The organism is Caballeronia sp. TF1N1 (assembly GCF_022878925.1).
Taxonomy (GTDB): Bacteria; Pseudomonadota; Gammaproteobacteria; order Burkholderiales; family Burkholderiaceae; genus Caballeronia.
Genome location: NZ_CP084627.1, coordinates 22,306 through 41,807 on the forward strand (window position 1 = coordinate 22,306; position 19,502 = coordinate 41,807).

A 19,502-nucleotide genomic window follows, 5' to 3' on the forward strand; every position below is an offset into this window, starting at 1 on the left:
TAATTTTTTCCGCCACTCTCTGCATGCTTGCTGGAAGGCCGTCCCCGAGCTGTCCCCGTTTTTGTGAGAAAGAGTCATACGGAAAAATGTAGAAAAACTACCAAATTGCTCGGCCGTAAATGTTGCATTGCACTAGGAATAGCTAAGGGCAAACCCTATAATCGGTCCTAAGGGAAAACCCTCTTATCACCAACCGGAGTTTGACATGAGCTACCTCTTCGCCTTGCTGCAAAAATTAGCTTCGCTGTTCGAATCGCCGCACCTGCCGATGGACAGCGACTACTCGTATCAAGCGCGTTTCCGTGAATCTGAGCGTCAACGCAAGTCACGCGGTACCGCTTTCGGCGTTCGTCTGTAATGCGTAACTAATGGCGGTGCGGGACAACCACAAATAGCAATGCGAGACGGCCTGACGCCGTAGACCCCGCCCGCCGATTAGTCTTAAGTTTGTAGTTTTTCTAGCGGATTCTCGCTGACTTTCCGCCTTTAAGATCGCCCCGACCGAGCAATTCGGCCGCACGATCATCCTTCTTCCCCGCATCTGCATCGCAAACGCGCGAACACTTGTTCTTGCGCGACACGCGCAATTCGCCGAATCTTGGCCATTCGACGCCAAAAAATCCTTGCGTCACAAGGGCTTACCCGCGCCTGTCCAGAATCCTCCTTATTCCATTGTCGTATTTCGACATGCAGTTGTCGCAAATAGTCGGCTAGCGATACTTTTTTCTGGCAACTATGTATGCACAGCGCGGACGCACGTCCGCCACGCTATGGAGATTTCGATGAATTCCCCAAAGGTAGTAGTCGAAGGGCTATGCAAGGTGTTCGGCAACAGCCCCAAGCAGGCGATCGACATGCTCGCCGGCGGCGCGACGAAAGAAGAAGTCTTTGCGCGCACCGGGCAGATCGTCGGCGTACATAACGTTTCCTTCGACGTCAAGGAAGGCGAGATCTTCGTGCTCATGGGCCTTTCCGGTTCCGGCAAATCGACGCTGATCCGTTTGATCAACCGTCTCGTCGATCCCACCGCCGGCAAGGTGCTGATCGATGGCCGCGACGTGGCGGCCGTGCCGCGCTCGGAACTCACGGCGCTGCGCCGCAAGGACATGAGCATGGTGTTTCAGTCCTTTGCGTTGATGCCGCAGCGCACCGTGCTTTCGAACGCCGCGTTCGGTCTGGAAGTCGCGGGCGTCGGCAAGAAGGAACGCGAGAAGCGCGCGATGACCGTGCTCGAACAAGTCGGCCTTGCATCGTTCGCGCAGAAGTTGCCAGCGCAACTATCGGGCGGGATGCAGCAGCGCGTGGGGCTTGCGCGGGCGCTGGCGGTGAATCCCTCGCTGATGATCATGGACGAAGCGTTCTCCGCGCTCGATCCGCTCAAACGCAAGGAAATGCAGAACGTTCTGCTCGACTTGCAACGTGAGCAGCAGCGCACGATTCTCTTTGTCTCGCACGATCTCGAAGAAGCCATGCGTATCGGCACGCGCATCGCGATCATGGAAGGCGGCCGCGTGGTGCAGATCGGCACGCCGCAGGAAATCATCCAGAACCCTGCCGACGACTACGTGCAAGCGTTCTTCGACGGCATCGATACCAGCCGCTATCTGACCGCCGGCGACCTCATGCAGACCGATGTCGTGCCGCTCATGAAGCACTCGCCGAAGATCGACGCATCGAGCGTGGCGGAGACGCTCAACGGCAGCGCGGACTATGCGTTCGTGCTCGACGGCGAGCGGCGCATTCGCGGTTTCGTCGGGCGCGATTCGAACGGCAATCCGGTGCCGCAGATCAATCACATCGAGTGTATCGAGCGCAACATGACGCTCGATGACGTCGTGCATCGCGTGGTCGCGAGTCCCGCGCCGCTGCCGGTGGTCGACGCCGAGGGTTTCTATTGCGGTTCGGTCAACAAGTCGAACGTCCTGAAGGTCTTAACCCGCCATCGAGGTTCCCATGTCTGAAATCATTCCGCTCGGTAGCTGGGTCGATCACGGCGTCCATTACCTGCTCGACCACGACGCCAAGACGTTCGATTCAATCGGCAAGGTCATCGAGAGCTTCGCCGCTTTCATCGAACACAGCCTGCAGGCCGTCCCGATGTGGGCGCTCATGGCCATCTTCGTCGGCATCGGCTTGTGGCGCGTAGGCTGGCGCTTTGCCGCCTTCACGTTGCTCTCGCTCTTGCTGATCTACGCGACCGGCTTCTGGGATCAGATGGTCATCACGCTCGGTCTCACGCTCTCGTCGACCTTCATCAGCCTGTTGCTCGGGATACCGCTCGGTATCTGGACGGCGAAGAGCAAGGTCGTGGAGATGGCCGTTCGTCCCGTGCTCGACTTGATGCAGACGATGCCCGCCTTCGTGTATCTGATTCCCGCCGCGATGCTGTTCGGCCTCGGCCGCGTGCCCGGCATTCTTTCGACCGTGATCTTCGCGATGCCGCCCGCCGTGCGTCTTACGTCGCTCGGTATCAAGCACGTGAACCGCGAGATCGTGGAAGCGGGTCAGGCGTTCGGCTGCACGCCGTGGCAACTGCTCTACAAGGTGCAGATCCCCAACGCGCTGCCTTCGATCATGACCGGCGTGAACCAGACGATCATGATGGCGCTGTCGATGGTCATCATCGCGTCGATGGTGGGTGCGGGCGGTCTCGGCAACGACGTGCTTGCGAGCATTCAGCGTCTGGATATCGGCCTCGGCTTCGAGAGCGGCTTGTCCGTCGTGTTGCTGGCGATCATTCTGGACCGTATCACCGAGAGCTTCGGCCGTTCGCCCGGCATGGCGCGCGCCCCGCTTCTTTCGGGCATTCGCAGCGTCATGAAGGTGCGCCGCGCACCGGCCGCGCAACAAGGCTGATGCGCTCATGAAACGCGACGCGCTCGTTCCGGCTGCCTCGGAATCGCCGTTGTCCAACCTCGCGCACTTCGGCTTCCTCACGCTGCCGAATTTCTCGATGATCGCGTTCACGAGCGCGGTCGAAGTGCTGCGCATGGCCAACTACGTCGGCCGCGCGCAGCACTACACGTGGTCGGTCATCACACCGGATGGCGAGCCTGCTCGAGCAAGCAATGGCATCACCGTGAAGCCGACCACGACGCTCGACGAAGCCGGCATGCCCGATGTGCTCATCGTCTGCGCGGGCTGGCACGTGACGGATCACGTGGACGATACGATCATCGAGCTATTGCAGCGCGTGCACGAAGCGGGCGTTCCGCTCGGCGGCATTTGCACCGGGCCCTATGCGTTGCTCGCGGCGAAGCTGCTCGACGGCTATCGCTGCACCGTGCACTGGGAAGACATGTCGCCGCTCAACAAGCGCTTCCCGCATGTGCGTTTTGCCGATGAGCTCTTCGTGATCGACCGCGACCGCATGACTTGCACGGGTGGCACGGCGCCGCTCGATCTCATGCTCAATCTCGTGAGCTTGCGGCTTGGCCAGGCGCATGCGGCGCAAGTGTCGGAGCAGTTCATCGTCGAACGCATTCGCTCTTCGACGGACTATCAGCACATTCCCGTCGATGCGCGCGTCGGCTTTTCGCGTGCCGAACTCGTCGAAGTGGTGCGCCTGATGGAAGCGAATATCGAAGAGCCGCTTTCGCTCGAAGAACTCGCGCGGCTCGTGCATCTGTCGCAACGACACTTGCAACGCATGTTCAAGATGTTCCTCAACGTATCGCCGACGCATTACTACTTGACGCTTCGCTTGCGGCGCGCACGCGAGTTGTTGCGCAACACGGATGCATCGATTGCACGCGTCACCAACATCTGCGGATTCCACTCGCCTTGTCATTTCAGCAAGGCGTATCGCGCGCAATTCGGGCACGCACCGAGTGTGGAGCGGCGTCTGTCTGCTTGACCTAATCGACATCGTTCTGGCTTCGCGCGTTCTTCATGGACCGCGCGTGAGCCTCTCATCGTCAATTGAAAACAGCAACGGGAGATAAGGCATGAATCGTTCGTGGATCGCATCGTTTGCTTTCGCGGTAACTTGCGCTGCGAATGCGGCAGAACCCGCTGCATGTAAGAACGTGCGTTTCGCCGATGTCGGATGGACCGACATTGCCGCGACCACCGGGCTTGCATCGACGGTCATGCAGGGACTTGGTTATAGCCCGACGAAAACGATCGCATCGGTGCCGATCACCTTCGCCGGCGTGAAGAGCAAGCAGATCGACGTGTTCCTCGGCTACTGGTCGCCGACCATGGATCCGATGATCGATTCGTTCAAGAAAGCGAATCAGGTGAAAGTGCTGCCGACGCCGAATCTCATCGGTGCAAAGTACACGCTGGCGGTGCCGGAATACGCGTACAACGGCGGCATCAAGACGTTCAGCGATATCGCGAAGAACTACGACAAGCTCGACGGCAAGATCTATGGTATCGAGCCGGGCAACGACGGTAACGCGCTCATCAAGAAGATGATCGACAGCAATCAGTACGGGCTCGGAAAGTTCAAGCTGGTTGAATCGAGCGAGGCGGGGATGCTTGTCGAAGTGAATCGCGCCATTCGCGACAAGAAGCCGATAGTGTTTCTTGGGTGGGAACCGCATCCCATGAACGTGCAGATGAAGATCGATTATCTCTCGGGCGGCGACGATGTCTTCGGCCCCAACTACGGTGAAGCGCGCGTGCTGACCGTGACGCCGACCGATTACGACACACGTTGCCCGAATGTCGCGAAGTTCGTATCGAACCTGCGGTTCACGACGGACATTGAGAATCACGTCATGCTGCCGATCGTGAACAAAACCGACGCCAACAAGGCCGCGCGCGACTGGTTGAAGCGGAATCCCGCGGTGCTCGATAAATGGCTCGCAGGTGTCAAAACCTTCGATGGCAAGGACGGGTTGCCGGCGGTGAAGGCTTATGTCGCCGGCAACTGAAGGTCAGGTGCGATAGTCCGTCTTGCCGCCCTCGATCATGCGCAAGGCGGCTTGCCATTGCAGCGCGATGATCCCTTCCGACTCGTCCCTGCGATACTGCGCGGCAGTCGTTTCGCAAACCTTCTGCGAAGGCAGATTCAGCTCGCCGCCGCCCGCGAGCGCACGCAGTTGAATCTCGCAGGCGCGTTCGAGGAAATACATCTCTTGAAACGCCGAGGGAATCGACGGGCCGCAAGTGAGCAGCCCGTGATTGCGCAAGATCATCGCGTTATGCAGGCCGAGATCGTTGACGAGCCGGTCACGTTCCGCGAGATCGAGCGCAATGCCTTCATAGTCATGGTAAGCAATGTGCCCGTAGTACTTGAGCGCATGCTGGCTGATCGGCAAAAGCCCCTGTTTTTGCGCCGATACCGCCGCGCCCGCCGCCGTATGCGTATGCACGACGCACACGACATCGTGACGCGCCATATGAATGGCCGAGTGAATGGTGAAGCCCGCCGGATTGACGAGAAACCGCTCCGGATAATCCCGCGCCGCCGGATCCACCGCGCGTCCTTCGCTATCGATCAACACGAGGTCCGACGCGCGCATCTCGTCGAAGAGCACGCCGTATTTGTTGATGAGGAAGTGATGGTCCGGCCCCGGCACGCGCGCACTGATGTGCGTGAAGATCATGTCGGTCCAGCGAAAATGCGCAATCACGCGGTAGAGCGCCGCCAGATCGCAACGCAGCGCCCATTCTTCCTTCGAATAACCGTGGTTCTCCATGCCGTTCCTCCTTGGGTTGTAAGCCGCGGATAACGTGGATAGATCGTGTTAGATCGCCTGTGCGCGGCCCGGGAAAGTCTCGTCGTAGTCTAGCGTCTGATTCTCTTCTTCGGCGTTGCCAGAGCCGCCTTGTTCACGATACATCATCGGCGGAAGACCGTATTGCTTGCGGAATTCGCGGCCGAGATGCGAGGCATCGGAAAAGCCGCAACTCGATGCAATATCCGCTACCGTCTTGTCCGAACTCGTGAGCAGCCACGCCGCCGTGCGCAAACGCACTTGCTTTGCGTAGGCTTGCGGCGCCTTGCCGGTTTCCGCCTTGAACAGACGTTCGAGTTGACGCGTGGAAAGGTCAAGCTTGTGCGCGAGTTCGTCGAGCGTGAGCGAGCGTCCCACGTGCTGTTCCATCAGCAGAATGGCGCGCTTGACCTTGGGATGCGTCGCCGGCGCAAGTCCCGGCGGATGCGGCTGCGGCGCGTTGCCCTTCTGCATGTCGTCGACGAGGAGAATGCGCAATGCCTTTTGCACCGTCGCGGTCTCGAAGTGACGCAGCAGGATGGCGGCCGCGACATCGATGGATGCGCGTCCGCCCGAACACGTAATGCGCCGCCTGTCGATCACGAAGAGCCGGTCCGCCACGAGCGCCTGCTCATCCACGTGCGGAAAGCGTTCGACGAAATCCCAGTAGTGAAACCAGCTTACGCAGATTCGATGCCCTTCCAGCACGCCCGCACGCATGAGCGAGAAAACGCCCGTGCACATGCCGACGATGGTTGCATCGAGTGCGGCGGCGCGGCGGATGAACTGCAAGGTGGCATCGCTTGCGGAGGGCCCCGAGTGCAAGAGACCGCCGACCACGACGACGTAATCGAAGTGCTCGGCCTGGTCGAAAGTCTCCCACGGCGTGATCTGGATGCCGCAGCTTGCGCGCACGGGTGCGAGCGTCTCGCCGATCACGCTCCACGAACAGCGCACGGGGCGGCTGAAATCGCCTTCATCGGCGGAAAGGCGCAAGAGATCGACGAAACCGGAGAACGCGGTCAGCGTGAAGTTCGGCAACAGCACGATGCCGAAGCGAATACGCGATTTGGATTGACCGTCGATGGAAAGCGGCGGAAGCGATTCTGCGGGGTTCATGCGCGTGAAGTGCGGCGGCCTGGAAGTATGCCGCGAGCATATCACTCGTGCGTGGAGCACGGGCGCATGGTCAGAAATGAGAAGGGCCGCGATACGGCGGCCCTGAAAGAAAACTAGTTGCCCAGCACGGCGATGGCCCAGGCGAACGCCGAGCCGACGAGCGCGCCGGTGGTTCGACCGAGTAGGCTTGCGACGGTGTAGTCGGCCCAGCGCTGTTCGACTTCGGCCTTCAATACGCCGAAGTAACGCAAGGCGGGATCGACGCAACACGCGACCATCAACGCGGCCCAGGTGGGCGCTTCGCGCGTGAGAACGTGTTCGGGAGAAATGATGTCGATGGCCTGAAGCAAGCCGACCACCGCGGCGCCGACAATGAAAGCAAGAGTCCAGGATTTGAAGAACTGATCGGGAAGAGCAGAGCTTTGCATGGATACAGAAGACGAAGGAACAACAGAGAAACGAGCGACGCGTCAAGCCTTGAAGGGTGGCCGCTCACGGACTTAGGGAATATACCGAGACGTCCTCTTTCGGCCCGTAGGATCAGTCTCAAAAATCCCGCGATCTGCAACGAAGCTGCGCAAAAACGCGCCAACCTCGAAATGCTCTGCTACCGCCGCGTTCGAGTGGCGGACTCATGCGGCGACTTTCGATCAAACGTCATGAACCTTGGTAAATCCGTCATTGGGGCGAGCGTTCCCGCGCGCTGACGCCGCCATCCCATTTCGATGCCGCTTTTGTTCTATCGGACGGATTTGCGGTTTGGTGCAATGAGCACAGTCGCGAAAGGTGGGCAAGCGGCCCATGATCCAACCAGGAATGCACATGAACGTCAGCGTTTTCGATCTGTTCAAGATCGGCATCGGTCCTTCCAGCTCGCATACCGTCGGGCCGATGATCGCGGCGTGCCGCTTCGCCTCGCATATCGAGGACGCGAGTCTGCTTGGCTTCGTCACGCGGGTGCGCGCTGAACTGTTCGGCTCGCTCGGCGCCACCGGCAAGGGCCACGGCACCGACAAGGCCGTGCTGCTCGGCCTGGAAGGCAATCTGCCCGATCTTATCGATCCCGACCTGATCGCGCCGCGCCTCAGAGAAATTCGCGAGACGAAGCGCCTGATGTTGCTCGGCAAGCATGCGGTCGCATTCGAAGAGCGCGAACACATCGGCTTTTATCGCAAGCTGATGCCGGGTGCGCCGGGATCGAGCATCGTGCATCCGAACGGCATGCGCTTTCAGGCGTTCGACGAGAACGGCCAGCTGCTCGTCGAGAAAGAATACTTCTCGGTCGGCGGCGGTTTCGTCGTGAATCGCGAAGGCGATCGCGTCAACGGACTGCGCGCGGGCGGCAGCGTGCCGTATCCGTTTCGCACCGGCGACGATCTCATGCGCGTGTGCAAGGAGACAGGTCTGTCTATCGCCGAGATCACGTTGCAAAACGAATGCGCGAATCGCAGCGAACAGGAAGTGCGCGAGGGCATGCTCGCCGTGTGGCGCGTGATGGCGGCATGCGTCGAGCGCGGCTGCAAAGAGCGCGGCGAGTTGCCGGGACCGATGCACGTCAAGCGTCGCGCGGCGGATCTTTCGTCGCAACTGCGCTTTCGTTCCGAAGAGTCGTTGCGCGATCCGCTTTCGATGCTCGACTGGGTCAACCTCTATGCAATGGCCGTCAACGAAGAGAACGCGGCGGGCGGCCGCGTCGTCACCGCGCCGACCAATGGCGCAGCGGGCGTGATCCCCGCCGTGCTGCACTACTACGTGAGGTTCATGCACGGCTCGAACGACGATGGCATCGTGCGCTTTCTTCTTACGGCAGCCGCCATCGGCATCATCTACAAGGAAACGGCTTCGATCTCGGGTGCCGAAGTGGGCTGCCAGGGCGAAGTGGGCGTGGCCTGCTCGATGGCCGCTGCCGCGCTGGCATCGGTCATGGGCGGCACGCCCGCGCAAGTCGAAAACGCCGCCGAAATCGGCATGGAACATAACCTTGGCATGACCTGCGACCCGGTGGGCGGCCTCGTGCAGATTCCCTGCATCGAGCGCAACGCGATGGGCGCGATCAAGGCCATCAACGCCGCGCGCATGGCGATGAAGGGCGACGGCCAGCATTACGTCTCGCTCGATTCGGTCATCAAGACCATGCGCGAAACCGGCGCCGATATGAAAACGAAATACAAGGAGACGTCGCGCGGCGGACTGGCCGTCAACGTCATCGAATGCTGAATTCAGTACGTCACGAAGGAAAGGAAACACCATGACCCGCTATTCGATCTTCAGCCTCTTGCGCAACGGCATGTCGTATCACGAGAACTGGGAGCGCCAGTGGCGAAGCCCCGAGCCCAAGCGCGAATACGACGTGGTGATCGTCGGCGGCGGCGGGCATGGTCTTGCGACGGCGTATTACCTGGCGAAGGAACACGGCATCACGAATGTCGCGATCCTGGAGAAGGGATGGATAGGCGGCGGCAATACCGCGCGCAACACGACGATCGTGCGCTCGAACTATCTGTGGGACGAATCTGCGGCTTTATACGAAAAGGCAATGAAGCTGTGGGAAGGCCTTTCGCAAGACCTCAACTACAACGTCATGTTCAGCCAGCGCGGCGTGATGAATCTCGCGCATACGCTGCAGGACGTGCGCGATACCGAACGCCGCGTGAACGCCAACCGTCTCAATGGCGTCGATGCCGAGTTCCTCACGCCCGCGCAGATCAAGGAAATCGAGCCGACTATCAATCTCAATAGCCGCTATCCGGTGCTGGGTGCGTCGATTCAACGGCGCGGCGGCGTCGCGCGTCACGATGCCGTGGCGTGGGGCTTTGCGCGCGGCGCGGATCAGGCGGGCGTGGACATCATCCAGAACTGTCAGGTCACGGGAATTCGGCGCGACGGCAGCCAAGTCACAGGCGTCGATACCACCAAGGGTTTCATCAAGGCGAAGAAGGTCGCGGTGGTCGCGGCGGGCAATACGACATCGCTTGCGGATATGGCCGGCGTGCGTCTGCCGCTCGAAAGCCATCCGCTGCAGGCGCTCGTGTCCGAGCCCATCAAGCCGGTAGTCAACACGGTCGTCATGTCGAACGCGGTGCACGCTTACATCAGCCAGTCCGACAAGGGCGATCTCGTGATCGGCGCGGGCGTCGATCAATACACGGGCTTCGGGCAGCGCGGCAGTTTTCAGATTATCGAAGGCACGCTGGAGGCTATCGTCGAAATGTTCCCGGTGTTCTCGCGTGTGCGCATGAATCGCCAGTGGGGCGGCATTGTCGATGTCTCGCCGGATGCTTGCCCGATCATCAGCAAGACGGATGTAAAGGGCCTCTATTTCAATTGCGGCTGGGGCACGGGCGGCTTCAAGGCGACGCCGGGCTCGGGCTGGGCGTACGCGCACACCATCGCGAAAGACGAGCCGCATGCGCTGAATGCGCCGTTCTCGCTGGAGCGCTTCTATACGGGTCATCTGATCGACGAACACGGCGCGGCTGCCGTGGCGCACTAATCGCACTTTAGGGAGTTAGGAACATGTTGCTGATCGAATGCCCCTGGTGCGGCCCGCGCGCCGAAAGCGAATTTTCCTGCGGCGGCGAAGCGGATATCGCGCGCCCGCTCGAAACGGACAAGCTCACCGACAAGGAATGGGGCGATTACCTCTTCATGCGCAAGAACTCGCGCGGCAAGCATCGCGAGCAATGGATGCATGCGCAAGGCTGCCGCCGCTGGTTCAAGGCGCAACGCGATACGGTTTCATACGAGATTCAGGGCTACGAGACGTTCGACCGTCCGCTTGCCGTGATGGACACGAATAACGGAGGCACGTCGAAATGAGCCAGAAAGACCGACTCGACGCGGGTGGACGCATCAACCGCGCGATTGCGTTGACGTTCACCTTCAACGGCAAGACGTATCAGGGTTTTCAAGGCGATACGCTCGCCTCCGCGCTGCTCGCCAACGGCCAGCATTTCGTTGCGCGTAGCTGGAAGTATCACCGGCCCCGCGGCATCGTCACGGCAGGTGTGGAAGAGCCGAATGCCGTCGTGCAGTTGGAAACCGGCGCGTACACGGTGCCCAATGCGCGTGCCACCGAAATCGAGCTGTATCAGGGACTCGTCGCGACGAGTGTGAATGCGAAGCCGAGCATCGAGAACGATCGCATGGCCGTGAATCAGAAGATCGCGCGCTTCATTCCAGCGGGCTTCTACTACAAGACCTTCATGTGGCCGCGCAAATTCTGGCCGAAGTACGAAGAAGTGATTCGCGATGCAGCGGGTCTCGGCAAGGCGCCCGAGCAACGCGACGCGGATCGTTACGACAAGTGCTTCGCGCATTGCGACGTGCTCGTGGTCGGCGGCGGTCCTTCGGGACTCGCGGCGGCGCATGCGGCGGGTTTGTCGGGCGCGCGCGTGATTCTCGTCGACGATCAAAGCGAACTCGGCGGCTCGTTGCTCTCGTGCCGCGCGGAGATCGATGGCAAGCCCGCGCTGCAATGGGTGCAGAAGATCGAAGCCGAACTGCGCAAAATGCCCGACGTGAAGGTACTTTCGCGCAGCACGGCGTTCGGCTATCAGGATCACAACCTCGTGACCATCACGCAGCGTCTGACCGAGCATCTGCCGGTGTCGTTGCGCAAGGGCACGCGTGAACTGCTGTGGAAGGTGCGCGCCAAGCGCGTGATTCTCGCGACGGGCGCGCACGAGCGGCCTATCGTGTTCGGCAACAACGATTTGCCGGGCGTGATGATGGCCTCCGCCATATCGACGTATCTGCATCGCTATGCGGTGTTGCCGGGACGTCGCGCGGTCGTGTTCACCAACAACGATGACGCGTATCAATGCGCGCTCGATCTGAAGGCGGCCGGCGCGGACGTCACGGTCGTCGATCCGCGCCCGGCGGAAACGAAAGGCGCGTTGCCTGCTGCCGCGCGTCGCTATGGCGTGCGCGTCATCAACAATGCGGTCATCACGGCGGCGCACGGCAAGCTGCGCGTGTCGTCAGTAGAAGTCGCAGCTTATGCGAAGGGGCAAGTCGGCGCGAAGCAGTCCGACCTGCAATGCGAACTCGTGGCGATGTCGGGCGGCTGGAGTCCCGTGTTGCATCTCTTCGCGCAATCGGGCGGCAAGGCGCACTGGCACGAGGATAAAGCCTGCTTCGTCCCCGGCAAGGCCATGCAACTGGAAAGCAGCGTGGGCGCGTGCGCGGGCGAGTTCTCGCTGGCGCGCGGCATCCGCTTCGCACTCGATGCGGGCGCCGACGCAGCGCGCGCGGCAGGGCTTATCGTCGCGCGGCCGAATCCGGTGCAAGTGGCCGAGATCACGGAAGCGCCGTTGTTGCCGTTGTGGCTCGTCGGTGGACGCGAACTCGCGACGCGCGGCCCCAAGCAGTTCATCGACTTCCAAAACGACGTCTCCGCCGCCGACATCTTTCTCGCGGCGCGTGAAGGCTTCGAATCGGTCGAGCACGTGAAGCGTTATACGGCGATGGGTTTCGGCACCGATCAAGGCAAGCTCGGCAACATCAACGGCATGGCGATTCTCGCGCAAGCTCTGAACAAGACGATTCCCGAGACCGGCACGACGACCTTCCGCCCGAACTACACGCCGGTTTCCTTCGGCACGTTCGCGGGCCGCGAACTGGGCGAGTTTCTCGATCCGGTGCGCAAGACGGCGGTTCACGAATGGCACGTTCAGAACGGCGCCGCGTTCGAGGATGTCGGCAACTGGAAGCGTCCCTGGTACTACCCGAAGGCGGGCGAGGACATGCACGCGGCAGTCGCGCGCGAATCGCTCGCAGTGCGCGAAAGCGTCGGCATTCTCGATGCATCGACGCTCGGCAAGATCGACATTCAAGGCCCGGATGCGGCTCAGTTGCTGAACTGGGTCTATACGAATCCGTGGAGCAAGCTCGAAGTCGGCAAGTGCCGCTACGGTCTCATGCTCGACGAAAACGGCATGATTTTCGACGACGGCGTGACCGTGCGCCTGGCCGACCAGCATTACATGATGACGACCACCACGGGCGGCGCGGCGCGCGTACTCACGTGGCTCGAACGCTGGCTGCAAACCGAATGGCCCGACATGCGCGTGCGGCTTGCCTCCGTGACGGATCACTGGGCCACGTTCGCGGTCGTCGGACCGAACAGCCGCAAGGTGCTGCAGAAGGTGTGTCACGACATCGACTTCGCGAACGCCGCGTTCCCGTTCATGAGCTATCGCGAGGGCACGGTGGCGGGTGCATCGGCGCGCGTGATGCGCATCAGCTTCTCGGGCGAACTCGCGTATGAAGTGAACGTGCCGGCCAATGTCGGACGCGCGGTGTGGGAAGCCATCATGGAAGCGGGCGCGGAATTCGACATCACGCCCTACGGCACCGAAACCATGCACGTGTTGCGCGCGGAGAAGGGCTACATCATCGTGGGCCAGGATACGGATGGCTCGATGACGCCTTACGACCTCGGCATGGGCGGGCTAGTCGCGAAGTCGAAGGACTTCATCGGCAAGCGTTCGCTCACGCGTTCGGACACCGCCAAGCCGGGACGCAAGCAGTTCGTCGGTCTGCTCTCGGACGATCCTTCGTTTGTCATTCCGGAAGGCTCGCAGATCGTCGCGGGTCCGTTCCAGGGCGACTCGGCGCCAATGCTCGGTCATGTCACATCGAGCTATTTCAGCCCTATTTTGAAGCGCTCGATTGCGCTTGCCGTGGTGAAGGGCGGTCTCGACAAGATCGGCGAGGCGGTCACCATTCCGCTTTCGAGCGGCAAGCAGATCAACGCAAAAATCACCAGTTCGGTGTTCTACGATAGCGAAGGAGCACGTCAGCATGTGGAATGAAACCAGAGGTTCCTCGACGGTCGTCGATCGCGTCACGGTTGGACAAGGGGTGTGGCAGGAGTCACCGCTCGTCGGCGCGGATGCGTTGCTGAAGGCGCATCAGGCGGGCTCGCAGAAAGCGTTTCGTCTTTCCGAGCGGCCGTTTCTCCAACTCGTCAACATGCGTGGCGATACGCGCGATGCGGCCTTCGTGCAGGCCGTGCAAAGCGTGATTGGCTGCGCGCCACCCGACAAACCGAACACCACCGCGCGCGGCAATGGCTACGACATGCTGTGGCTCGGCCCCGATGAATGGCTCGTGCGCTCACTGACCGCGCACGATGCCGCACGCCCCGCGCCGCTCGAAGCGAAGTTGCGCGACGCGTTCAAGGGCGCGTTCGCGGCAGCTGTGGATATCGGCAGTGGCTATACGGTGCTCGAAATCGATGGCCCGCGCACGCGCGATGTCCTTTCACGCGGATGCCCGCTCGACCTGCATCCGAAAGTATTCGGCGAAGGGCAGTGCGCGCAGAGTCATTACTTCAAGGCTTCGCTCACGCTCGTGCCGTTGGGCGGTGACCGCTTCGAACTGATCATCCGCCGCAGCTTCGCGGACTACTTCGTGAAGATCATGCTCGATGCCGCCGAGCCCTTGCTCGCATGAAGCCGTTCGAACCGCTTGCCATGGGCGGACAGGGCTGGCGCGTCGTCGTCGATGAACTGATGGTGACGACGCGCGTCGGCTTGTACGAACATGAGCATCGTGCGCCGCAGCCGGTTGCTATCGATGCAAGCCTGCGCTATCGAAGCACGCCGCATGAATCGACGGATGGTCTTATCGATTACGAAGCGTGGTGCGATCGCGTGAGTGCGTTTCTCGAAACGAAGCCGCATACGCGTTTGCTCGAAACGCTCGCGATGGAAATCGCCGCGTTCTCCTTCGATGAATGGCCCGCGCTCGACGGTCTCACGCTCGCGTTGCATAAGCCCAAGATTCGCGACGGCACGCGCCGTCTTGCGTTGGAACTCGACTGGCGTCGTGCCGATTTCGACGCGTGGCGCGCACAGAACGCAGCCGCGCTTCAAGCTTCCTGACCTTCACGACGATGACTTCATCGCGCGACACGGCGGCGTTGCTTTCCGAGCGCGCGGTCAAGGAGCGCGATGCGAACGCGGCCCTCGCGCTTCTCGAACGCAGCATTGCGTTGAAGCATCGGCGGATTGCGTTGATTCGCTATCTGCATGCGCAGTATCTCGACGCGCCGCTCGATGCGCGTCACCACGAGTACGTGAAGGCCATCGCTGCAAGGCTCAGCGTGGATGCGCTCATGCGTATTGCCGCGGCGGCGCGCGCACGCTATGACGCATGACGCGTACGTTCCATCCCGATGACGCGAATCTTCTATGTTGCGGATTTATGTCGGCGTCTACTGAAAACGCTTTGACTTCCGTACGCCACGTCCACGCGGTTAGCGCCGCTTCGAGAGAGGGATGACATGTCCACCGCCACGCAATCGCGCGCGAGCGCTGCTGCACGGCTAGAACGCCTGCCGTTCTCCGGGTATCACCGCACCATTTTCATCATCATTGCCGTTGCGTTTTTCTTCGATTCGGTGGACCTCGGCACGATGACCTTCGTGCTCGGTTCGATCAAGACGGAGTTCGGTTTGTCGACCGCGACTGCGGGCCTCGTTGCAAGCGCAAGCTTCTTCGGCATGGTGCTCGGCGCGGCCGTCGCGGGCTTGCTTGCGGACCGCTTCGGACGCCGGCCCGTGTTCCAGTGGAGCATGGTGCTGTGGGGACTGGCGTCGTACCTGTGCTCGACGGCGCATTCCGTCGATGCGTTGATCTTCTATCGCGTGCTGCTTGGTATCGGCATGGGAATGGAGTTTCCTATCGCGCAGACGTTGCTCTCCGAGTTCGTGCCGACGGCTTCACGCGGCAGACTGATTGCGTTGATGGATGGCTTCTGGCCGCTGGGATTCATCGCGTCGGGCGTGGTGTCGTACTTCGTGTTGCCGCAGTTTGGCTGGCGCACCGAGTTTGCGTTGCTCGCGATACCCGCGGTGTTCGTGCTGATCGTGCGGCGCGTGGTGCCCGAGTCGCCGCGATGGCTCGAACATCACGGACGTATCGAAGAAGCGGATCGCGTGCTCGATGAAGTCGAGGCGAAGGTCATGAGGGCTAGCGGCTTGCGTGCGTTGCCTGCGCCTTCGATGCTGGCGGAACCGCCTGTCAGGAAGGGCTCTGGAGCGTTTCGTGAGATCTGGAGTGCGGCATACAGGCGTCGCACGATCATGGTTTGGGCGCTTTGGTTCTTTGCGTTGCTTGGCTTCTATGGATTGACGTCGTGGCTCGGCGCGTTGATGCAACAGGCCGGTTTTGCCGTGACGAAGTCCGTGCTTTATACGGTGCTGATCTCGCTTGGCGGCGTGCCGGGTTTCTTGTGTGCGGCGTGGCTCGTGGAACGGTGGGGACGCAAGCCGACTTGCATTGCATCGCTTTTGGGTAGCGGGTTGATGGCGTACTTGTATGGCCAGACCGCGTTGCATGCCGAAACGCCGACGCTCCTGATCTGCGCGGGACTTGCCATGCAGTTCTTCCTCTTCGCGATGTGGGCCGTGCTTTATACCTATACGCCCGAGTTGTATGGGACCGGCGCGCGCGCGACGGGGTCGGGGTTTGCATCGGCGATCGGGCGTGTCGGGTCGTTGATCGGGCCTTATGTCGTTGGCGTCGTGTTGCCGGTATTCGGACAAGGCGGAGTCTTTTCGCTGGGCGCCGCCTGTTTTGTGGTGGCGGCGTCGGCGGTTTGGATTCTTGGGATCGAGACGCGCGGGCTCGCGCTGGAGACGCTGGTTTCGGAGGCGGAGGTGGTGGAAGGGAGCGGGGTGCTGGTTTCGGCTCGGGAGTAAGGGATCGCGGCGCGGCCCACACCGATGATCCCGAAGGCCGATGGTACGATGTAAAAAAACGAACATCTCACTTCAAAACGAAAATCGGCGAGAGACGGGACAAAGCCAGCGTATGACACGTTTATTCTTGCCCGAAACCAAGCGGCAATCAGTCCCGCGCCATGTTGTTCGATCGACCTCGCGCGCGGGATTTCCCCGATGAACAAGCATCCCGCGCAGCCTGACATGCAGGCGATCACGCCGCCCGATCGCGCGACGCTCCTGCGCGAAATCGACCGGACCGCGTGCTGGGATATCGTGGTGATCGGCGGCGGCGCGAGCGGTCTAGGCACGGCTGTCGATGCCGCGTCGCGCGGCTATCGCACCTTGCTGCTCGAAGCGCGGGACTTCGCGAAGGGCACGTCGAGTAAGGCGACCAAGCTCGTGCACGGCGGCGTGCGTTATCTCGCGCAAGGCAACATCCCGCTCGTGCGCGAGGCTTTGCATGAACGAGGCCTGCTTGCACGCAATGCGCCGCATCTGGTGAACGCGCTGGGTTTCGTCGTGCCCGCTTACCGCTTAACCGACAAGCTGTTCTACGGCGCCGGCCTGAAGGTCTACGACTGGCTTGCGGGCGCATTGAATCTCGCGCCGAGTCGTGGTCTCGGTCTGCGCGAAACGCACGACAAGGCGCCCATGCTCGCCGGCAATCTGCAGGGCCGCGCGCTCCGTGGCGGCACGCTCTACTATGACGGCCAGTTCGACGACGCGCGCCTCGCCATTGCACTCGCGCGCACGGTTTTCGATCTCGGCGGCATCGCACTGAACAATGCGGCAGTGCGCGGTATCGAGGTGGATCGCGCGGACAAGACGCATCGGATTGCCTTCGAAGACACCGAAACGGGCGATGCCTTCTCCGTGCGCGCCCGCTGCGTGGTCAACGCAACCGGCGTCTGGGTGGATGCCATTCGCGCGATGGACGATCCCCGCGCGCGTCCCATCGTGGCGCCGAGTCAGGGCGTGCATCTCACGTTGCCTGGCCGCTTCCTCAAAAGCGATAACGCCATTCTTGTGCCGAAGACGAAAGACGGCCGTGTGCTGTTCGTGGTGCCGTGGCATGGGCAGACTATCGTCGGCACGACGGATACACCGCAGAGCGACGTGCCGCTCGAACCGCGTGCAAGCGACGCGGAGATCGACTTCATCCTGAGTTCGGCGGCAGATTATCTCTCCCTCAAACCGACGCGCGACGATGTCTTGAGCGTGTGGGCCGGCCTGCGTCCGCTCGTGAAGGGCGATAGCGGCGCGTCGACGGCGGCGCTGTCGCGCGAGCATACGATCGAATCGAGTTCCACCGGAATGATCACGGTGACGGGCGGCAAGTGGACGACGTATCGACTGATGGCGGAACAAGTGGTCGATCTGGCCATTGCAAACGGTCTGTTGGCGGCTGCGCCATGCCGCACGCGCTCGTTGCCCTTGCATGGCGCAACGGGCGTGCAAAGCGGGTACTACGGTTCGGATGCGGGGATCATCGAACGATTGCCGGGCGCGGACACGTTGCTCGTCGAAGCAGGCGGCCTGACCGAAGCGCAAGCGCGTTTCGCGGTGCGCGCGGAGCTGGCGCGTTCGGTCGAAGACGTGCTTGCGCGCCGTAATCGCGCGCTCTTTCTGGATGCCGCCGCAGCACGTGCGGCGGCGCCCGAAGTGGCGCGCATCATGGCTCAGGAACTCGGCCGCGACGCTGCCTGGGAGTCCGCGCAAGTCGCCAGTTTCGAAGCCTTCGCCCGAAACTGGACCTTGCGTTGATGCGCTGAAGTAAGCGTCAGAACGCGTGCCGCATGCCGATCATCGCGATGAACTGCGACGGCCCGGACGACGGCGTGGTGTTCTGCGAATCGCCGACCACCGCGACTGCATCCGAAATTCTCACACGGCCCGCGCCATTCGCGATCAAAGACTGACCGCTTGCGTGCTGATAAGCCTGCAACGCGTAGAACGTGGTGCGCGCGGACAAAGCATAAGTCTGCTCCAGCGAAATCTGTTGATAACGCGCCGGGTCATTCACGCCGTTCGACTTGCTGGCCCGTGTGTAGCTGTAGCCCGCCGCTGCGGCGAAAGCAGGCGTGAAACGATACGACGCAATCGCGCCGTACGAGTTGAACACGGCTTCGTCCGAGAACAATGAGTGCGCGCCCGGTGCGTATTGCACGTTCGAATAGTTCAGACCCACCATCAGGTCCTTGAGCGTGTAGCGCGCGGCAGCGGCGATCATCTGCACGCCGCCCGACGTGGCGTAGCCGTTGTTGACCGGCGAATTGTTGGCGAAGCTGCCGATGGCGCTGCTCGTCGCGACGTCTTTAAGGTGCACATAACCCGCTGCGATCGAGACGGGCTTGAAGTCGTAGCGCAACGCCGCGCTGAGGTTGGAGCCGCTCGCAATGCTGCCGGCTTCGCCGCCGAGCCCGGCTTGTGCGGCGAGCGTCAGACCCGCGATGTTCGGCGAGACATACGAGACCGAGTTATTGAAGCGCAGTGTGGTGTCGAGCGCATCGACATCGCCGGGATGTGCGCCGGTCGCGCCCGTGAGCGCGCTGGTCGGGCCGAGCGCGCCGACGAGATTGAAGTAGGGCGTGTATTGCCGCCCGAGCGTCAGCGTGCCGTAACGGTCGTTGGAGAGACCGGCATAGGCTTGTCGATTGAACATGCCCGCGGAGCTTGCCGCTGCGCCGTTCAGGGAATTGAAGCCGCTCTCCAGACGAAACACCGCTTTTGTGCCGCCGCCGAGATCTTCCGCGCCCAGCAGGCCAAACTTGCTCGCCTGCAAACTGCCTTGCGACATATACACGTTCGACGAGCCGCGCTGATTGCTGGCATAGGCGAAGGCGTTATCGACTACGCCGTACAACGTGACGCTGCTCTGCGCTGCCGCCGATGCGGACACGACCGCCGCTGCGAGCGGCAGACACGCGATGGCAAGCGCGCGCGTGGATTGAAGCTTTGAGACTTGCATTGCTACTTCG

Annotated in this window: 18 protein-coding genes; 14 read left to right on the top strand and 4 right to left on the bottom strand. The window is 61.5% G+C overall.

The annotated features are described in order from the left end of the window. The first annotated feature begins 205 nt into the window (after positions 1 to 205). The 5 genes from LDZ28_RS14190 to LDZ28_RS14210 all read left to right on the top strand — a co-directional run bounded on the left by LDZ28_RS14190 (position 206) and on the right by LDZ28_RS14210 (position 4,883). Positions 206 to 358 carry a hypothetical protein gene (locus LDZ28_RS14190; RefSeq protein ID WP_244829014.1) on the top strand — a complete coding sequence of 51 codons (153 nt, stop codon included), beginning with the start codon at positions 206 to 208 and terminating at the stop codon, positions 356 to 358. A gap of 424 nt (positions 359 to 782) precedes the next feature. Then, entirely contained in the window at positions 783 to 1,961 is a 1,179-nt protein-coding gene (locus LDZ28_RS14195; protein ID WP_244829015.1) for a glycine betaine/L-proline ABC transporter ATP-binding protein, read from the top strand. Continuing rightward, positions 1,954 to 2,856, top strand: a complete 903-nt coding sequence (gene choW, locus LDZ28_RS14200; protein ID WP_244829016.1) for a choline ABC transporter permease subunit — start codon at positions 1,954 to 1,956, stop codon at positions 2,854 to 2,856. Before LDZ28_RS14195 ends, choW begins: the two co-directional genes overlap by 8 nt. 7 nt (positions 2,857 to 2,863) lie before the next feature. Beyond that, positions 2,864 to 3,856 carry a GlxA family transcriptional regulator gene (locus tag LDZ28_RS14205; RefSeq protein WP_244829017.1) on the top strand — a complete coding sequence of 331 codons (993 nt, stop codon included), beginning with the start codon at positions 2,864 to 2,866 and terminating at the stop codon, positions 3,854 to 3,856. 91 nt (positions 3,857 to 3,947) lie between these two features. Beyond that, complete coding sequence (locus tag LDZ28_RS14210; RefSeq protein ID WP_244829018.1) at positions 3,948 to 4,883, top strand: choline ABC transporter substrate-binding protein; 936 nt, start codon at positions 3,948 to 3,950, stop codon at positions 4,881 to 4,883. 3 nt (positions 4,884 to 4,886) lie between these two features. Here the strand turns inward: LDZ28_RS14210 and LDZ28_RS14215 are convergent, their stop codons facing one another. From LDZ28_RS14215 to LDZ28_RS14225, 3 genes are all read right to left on the bottom strand, one after another. Continuing rightward, positions 4,887 to 5,651: a class II aldolase/adducin family protein gene (locus LDZ28_RS14215; protein WP_244829019.1), complete on the bottom strand. Its 765-nt coding sequence runs from the start codon at positions 5,649 to 5,651 to the stop codon at positions 4,887 to 4,889. A gap of 48 nt (positions 5,652 to 5,699) precedes the next feature. Further along, positions 5,700 to 6,788, bottom strand: coding sequence for a GlxA family transcriptional regulator (locus LDZ28_RS14220; RefSeq protein ID WP_244829020.1), 1,089 nt, complete (start codon positions 6,786 to 6,788; stop codon positions 5,700 to 5,702). 113 nt (positions 6,789 to 6,901) lie between these two features. Beyond that, positions 6,902 to 7,216, bottom strand: a complete 315-nt coding sequence (locus tag LDZ28_RS14225) for a hypothetical protein (RefSeq protein ID WP_244829021.1) — start codon at positions 7,214 to 7,216, stop codon at positions 6,902 to 6,904. A 394-nt stretch (positions 7,217 to 7,610) separates the two neighbouring features. Here LDZ28_RS14225 and LDZ28_RS14230 point away from each other — a divergent pair, with 394 nt between their 5' ends. From LDZ28_RS14230 to LDZ28_RS14270, 9 genes are all read left to right on the top strand, one after another. Then, positions 7,611 to 9,005: an L-serine ammonia-lyase gene (locus LDZ28_RS14230; protein WP_244829022.1), complete on the top strand. Its 1,395-nt coding sequence runs from the start codon at positions 7,611 to 7,613 to the stop codon at positions 9,003 to 9,005. A gap of 31 nt (positions 9,006 to 9,036) precedes the next feature. Then, complete coding sequence (locus tag LDZ28_RS14235) at positions 9,037 to 10,281, top strand: sarcosine oxidase subunit beta family protein (protein ID WP_244829023.1); 1,245 nt, start codon at positions 9,037 to 9,039, stop codon at positions 10,279 to 10,281. A 23-nt stretch (positions 10,282 to 10,304) separates the two neighbouring features. Next, positions 10,305 to 10,607, top strand: coding sequence for a sarcosine oxidase subunit delta (locus LDZ28_RS14240; RefSeq protein ID WP_244829024.1), 303 nt, complete (start codon positions 10,305 to 10,307; stop codon positions 10,605 to 10,607). After that, entirely contained in the window at positions 10,604 to 13,606 is a 3,003-nt protein-coding gene (locus LDZ28_RS14245; protein WP_244829025.1) for a sarcosine oxidase subunit alpha family protein, read from the top strand. Before LDZ28_RS14240 ends, LDZ28_RS14245 begins: the two co-directional genes overlap by 4 nt. Next, complete coding sequence (locus LDZ28_RS14250; protein WP_244829026.1) at positions 13,596 to 14,249, top strand: sarcosine oxidase subunit gamma; 654 nt, start codon at positions 13,596 to 13,598, stop codon at positions 14,247 to 14,249. Before LDZ28_RS14245 ends, LDZ28_RS14250 begins: the two co-directional genes overlap by 11 nt. Then, entirely contained in the window at positions 14,246 to 14,680 is a 435-nt protein-coding gene (locus tag LDZ28_RS14255; protein ID WP_244829027.1) for a dihydroneopterin aldolase, read from the top strand. The genes LDZ28_RS14250 and LDZ28_RS14255 overlap by 4 nt, the downstream gene beginning before the upstream one ends. An 11-nt stretch (positions 14,681 to 14,691) precedes the next feature. Beyond that, a complete protein-coding gene (locus LDZ28_RS14260) occupies positions 14,692 to 14,955 on the top strand; it encodes a hypothetical protein (protein ID WP_244829028.1) in 264 nt (87 codons plus the stop codon). Positions 14,956 to 15,081: 126 nt separating this feature from the next. Then, the gene (locus LDZ28_RS14265; protein ID WP_244829029.1) at positions 15,082 to 16,500 is read left to right on the top strand and encodes an MFS transporter; all 1,419 of its coding nucleotides are present in this window, start codon (positions 15,082 to 15,084) and stop codon (positions 16,498 to 16,500) included. A gap of 198 nt (positions 16,501 to 16,698) precedes the next feature. After that, the gene (locus tag LDZ28_RS14270; RefSeq protein WP_244829030.1) at positions 16,699 to 18,288 is read left to right on the top strand and encodes a glycerol-3-phosphate dehydrogenase/oxidase; all 1,590 of its coding nucleotides are present in this window, start codon (positions 16,699 to 16,701) and stop codon (positions 18,286 to 18,288) included. A gap of 16 nt (positions 18,289 to 18,304) precedes the next feature. On the opposite strand, the gene LDZ28_RS14275 is transcribed toward LDZ28_RS14270, so the two are convergent. Beyond that, the gene (locus tag LDZ28_RS14275; protein ID WP_244829031.1) at positions 18,305 to 19,492 is read right to left on the bottom strand and encodes a porin; all 1,188 of its coding nucleotides are present in this window, start codon (positions 19,490 to 19,492) and stop codon (positions 18,305 to 18,307) included. Between the last annotated feature and the right edge of the window lie 10 nt (positions 19,493 to 19,502).

Bases quoted from the DNA above. Each gene is read 5' to 3' on its own strand.
- LDZ28_RS14210 (WP_244829018.1), top strand. From the start codon at position 3,948: ATGAATCGTTCGTGGATCGCATCGTTTGCTTTCGCGGTAACTTGCGCT.
- LDZ28_RS14190 (WP_244829014.1), top strand. From the start codon at position 206: ATGAGCTACCTCTTCGCCTTGCTGCAAAAATTAGCTTCGCTGTTCGAA.
- LDZ28_RS14245 (WP_244829025.1), top strand. From the start codon at position 10,604: ATGAGCCAGAAAGACCGACTCGACGCGGGTGGACGCATCAACCGCGCG.
- LDZ28_RS14260 (WP_244829028.1), top strand. From the start codon at position 14,692: ATGACTTCATCGCGCGACACGGCGGCGTTGCTTTCCGAGCGCGCGGTC.
- LDZ28_RS14215 (WP_244829019.1), bottom strand. From the start codon at position 5,651: ATGGAGAACCACGGTTATTCGAAGGAAGAATGGGCGCTGCGTTGCGAT.
- LDZ28_RS14195 (WP_244829015.1), top strand. From the start codon at position 783: ATGAATTCCCCAAAGGTAGTAGTCGAAGGGCTATGCAAGGTGTTCGGC.
- LDZ28_RS14205 (WP_244829017.1), top strand. From the start codon at position 2,864: ATGAAACGCGACGCGCTCGTTCCGGCTGCCTCGGAATCGCCGTTGTCC.
- LDZ28_RS14240 (WP_244829024.1), top strand. From the start codon at position 10,305: ATGTTGCTGATCGAATGCCCCTGGTGCGGCCCGCGCGCCGAAAGCGAA.
- LDZ28_RS14275 (WP_244829031.1), bottom strand. From the start codon at position 19,492: ATGCAAGTCTCAAAGCTTCAATCCACGCGCGCGCTTGCCATCGCGTGT.
- LDZ28_RS14235 (WP_244829023.1), top strand. From the start codon at position 9,037: ATGACCCGCTATTCGATCTTCAGCCTCTTGCGCAACGGCATGTCGTAT.
- LDZ28_RS14230 (WP_244829022.1), top strand. From the start codon at position 7,611: ATGAACGTCAGCGTTTTCGATCTGTTCAAGATCGGCATCGGTCCTTCC.
- LDZ28_RS14255 (WP_244829027.1), top strand. From the start codon at position 14,246: ATGAAGCCGTTCGAACCGCTTGCCATGGGCGGACAGGGCTGGCGCGTC.
- LDZ28_RS14225 (WP_244829021.1), bottom strand. From the start codon at position 7,216: ATGCAAAGCTCTGCTCTTCCCGATCAGTTCTTCAAATCCTGGACTCTT.
- LDZ28_RS14250 (WP_244829026.1), top strand. From the start codon at position 13,596: ATGTGGAATGAAACCAGAGGTTCCTCGACGGTCGTCGATCGCGTCACG.
- choW (WP_244829016.1), top strand. From the start codon at position 1,954: ATGTCTGAAATCATTCCGCTCGGTAGCTGGGTCGATCACGGCGTCCAT.
- LDZ28_RS14265 (WP_244829029.1), top strand. From the start codon at position 15,082: ATGTCCACCGCCACGCAATCGCGCGCGAGCGCTGCTGCACGGCTAGAA.
- LDZ28_RS14270 (WP_244829030.1), top strand. From the start codon at position 16,699: ATGAACAAGCATCCCGCGCAGCCTGACATGCAGGCGATCACGCCGCCC.
- LDZ28_RS14220 (WP_244829020.1), bottom strand. From the start codon at position 6,788: ATGAACCCCGCAGAATCGCTTCCGCCGCTTTCCATCGACGGTCAATCC.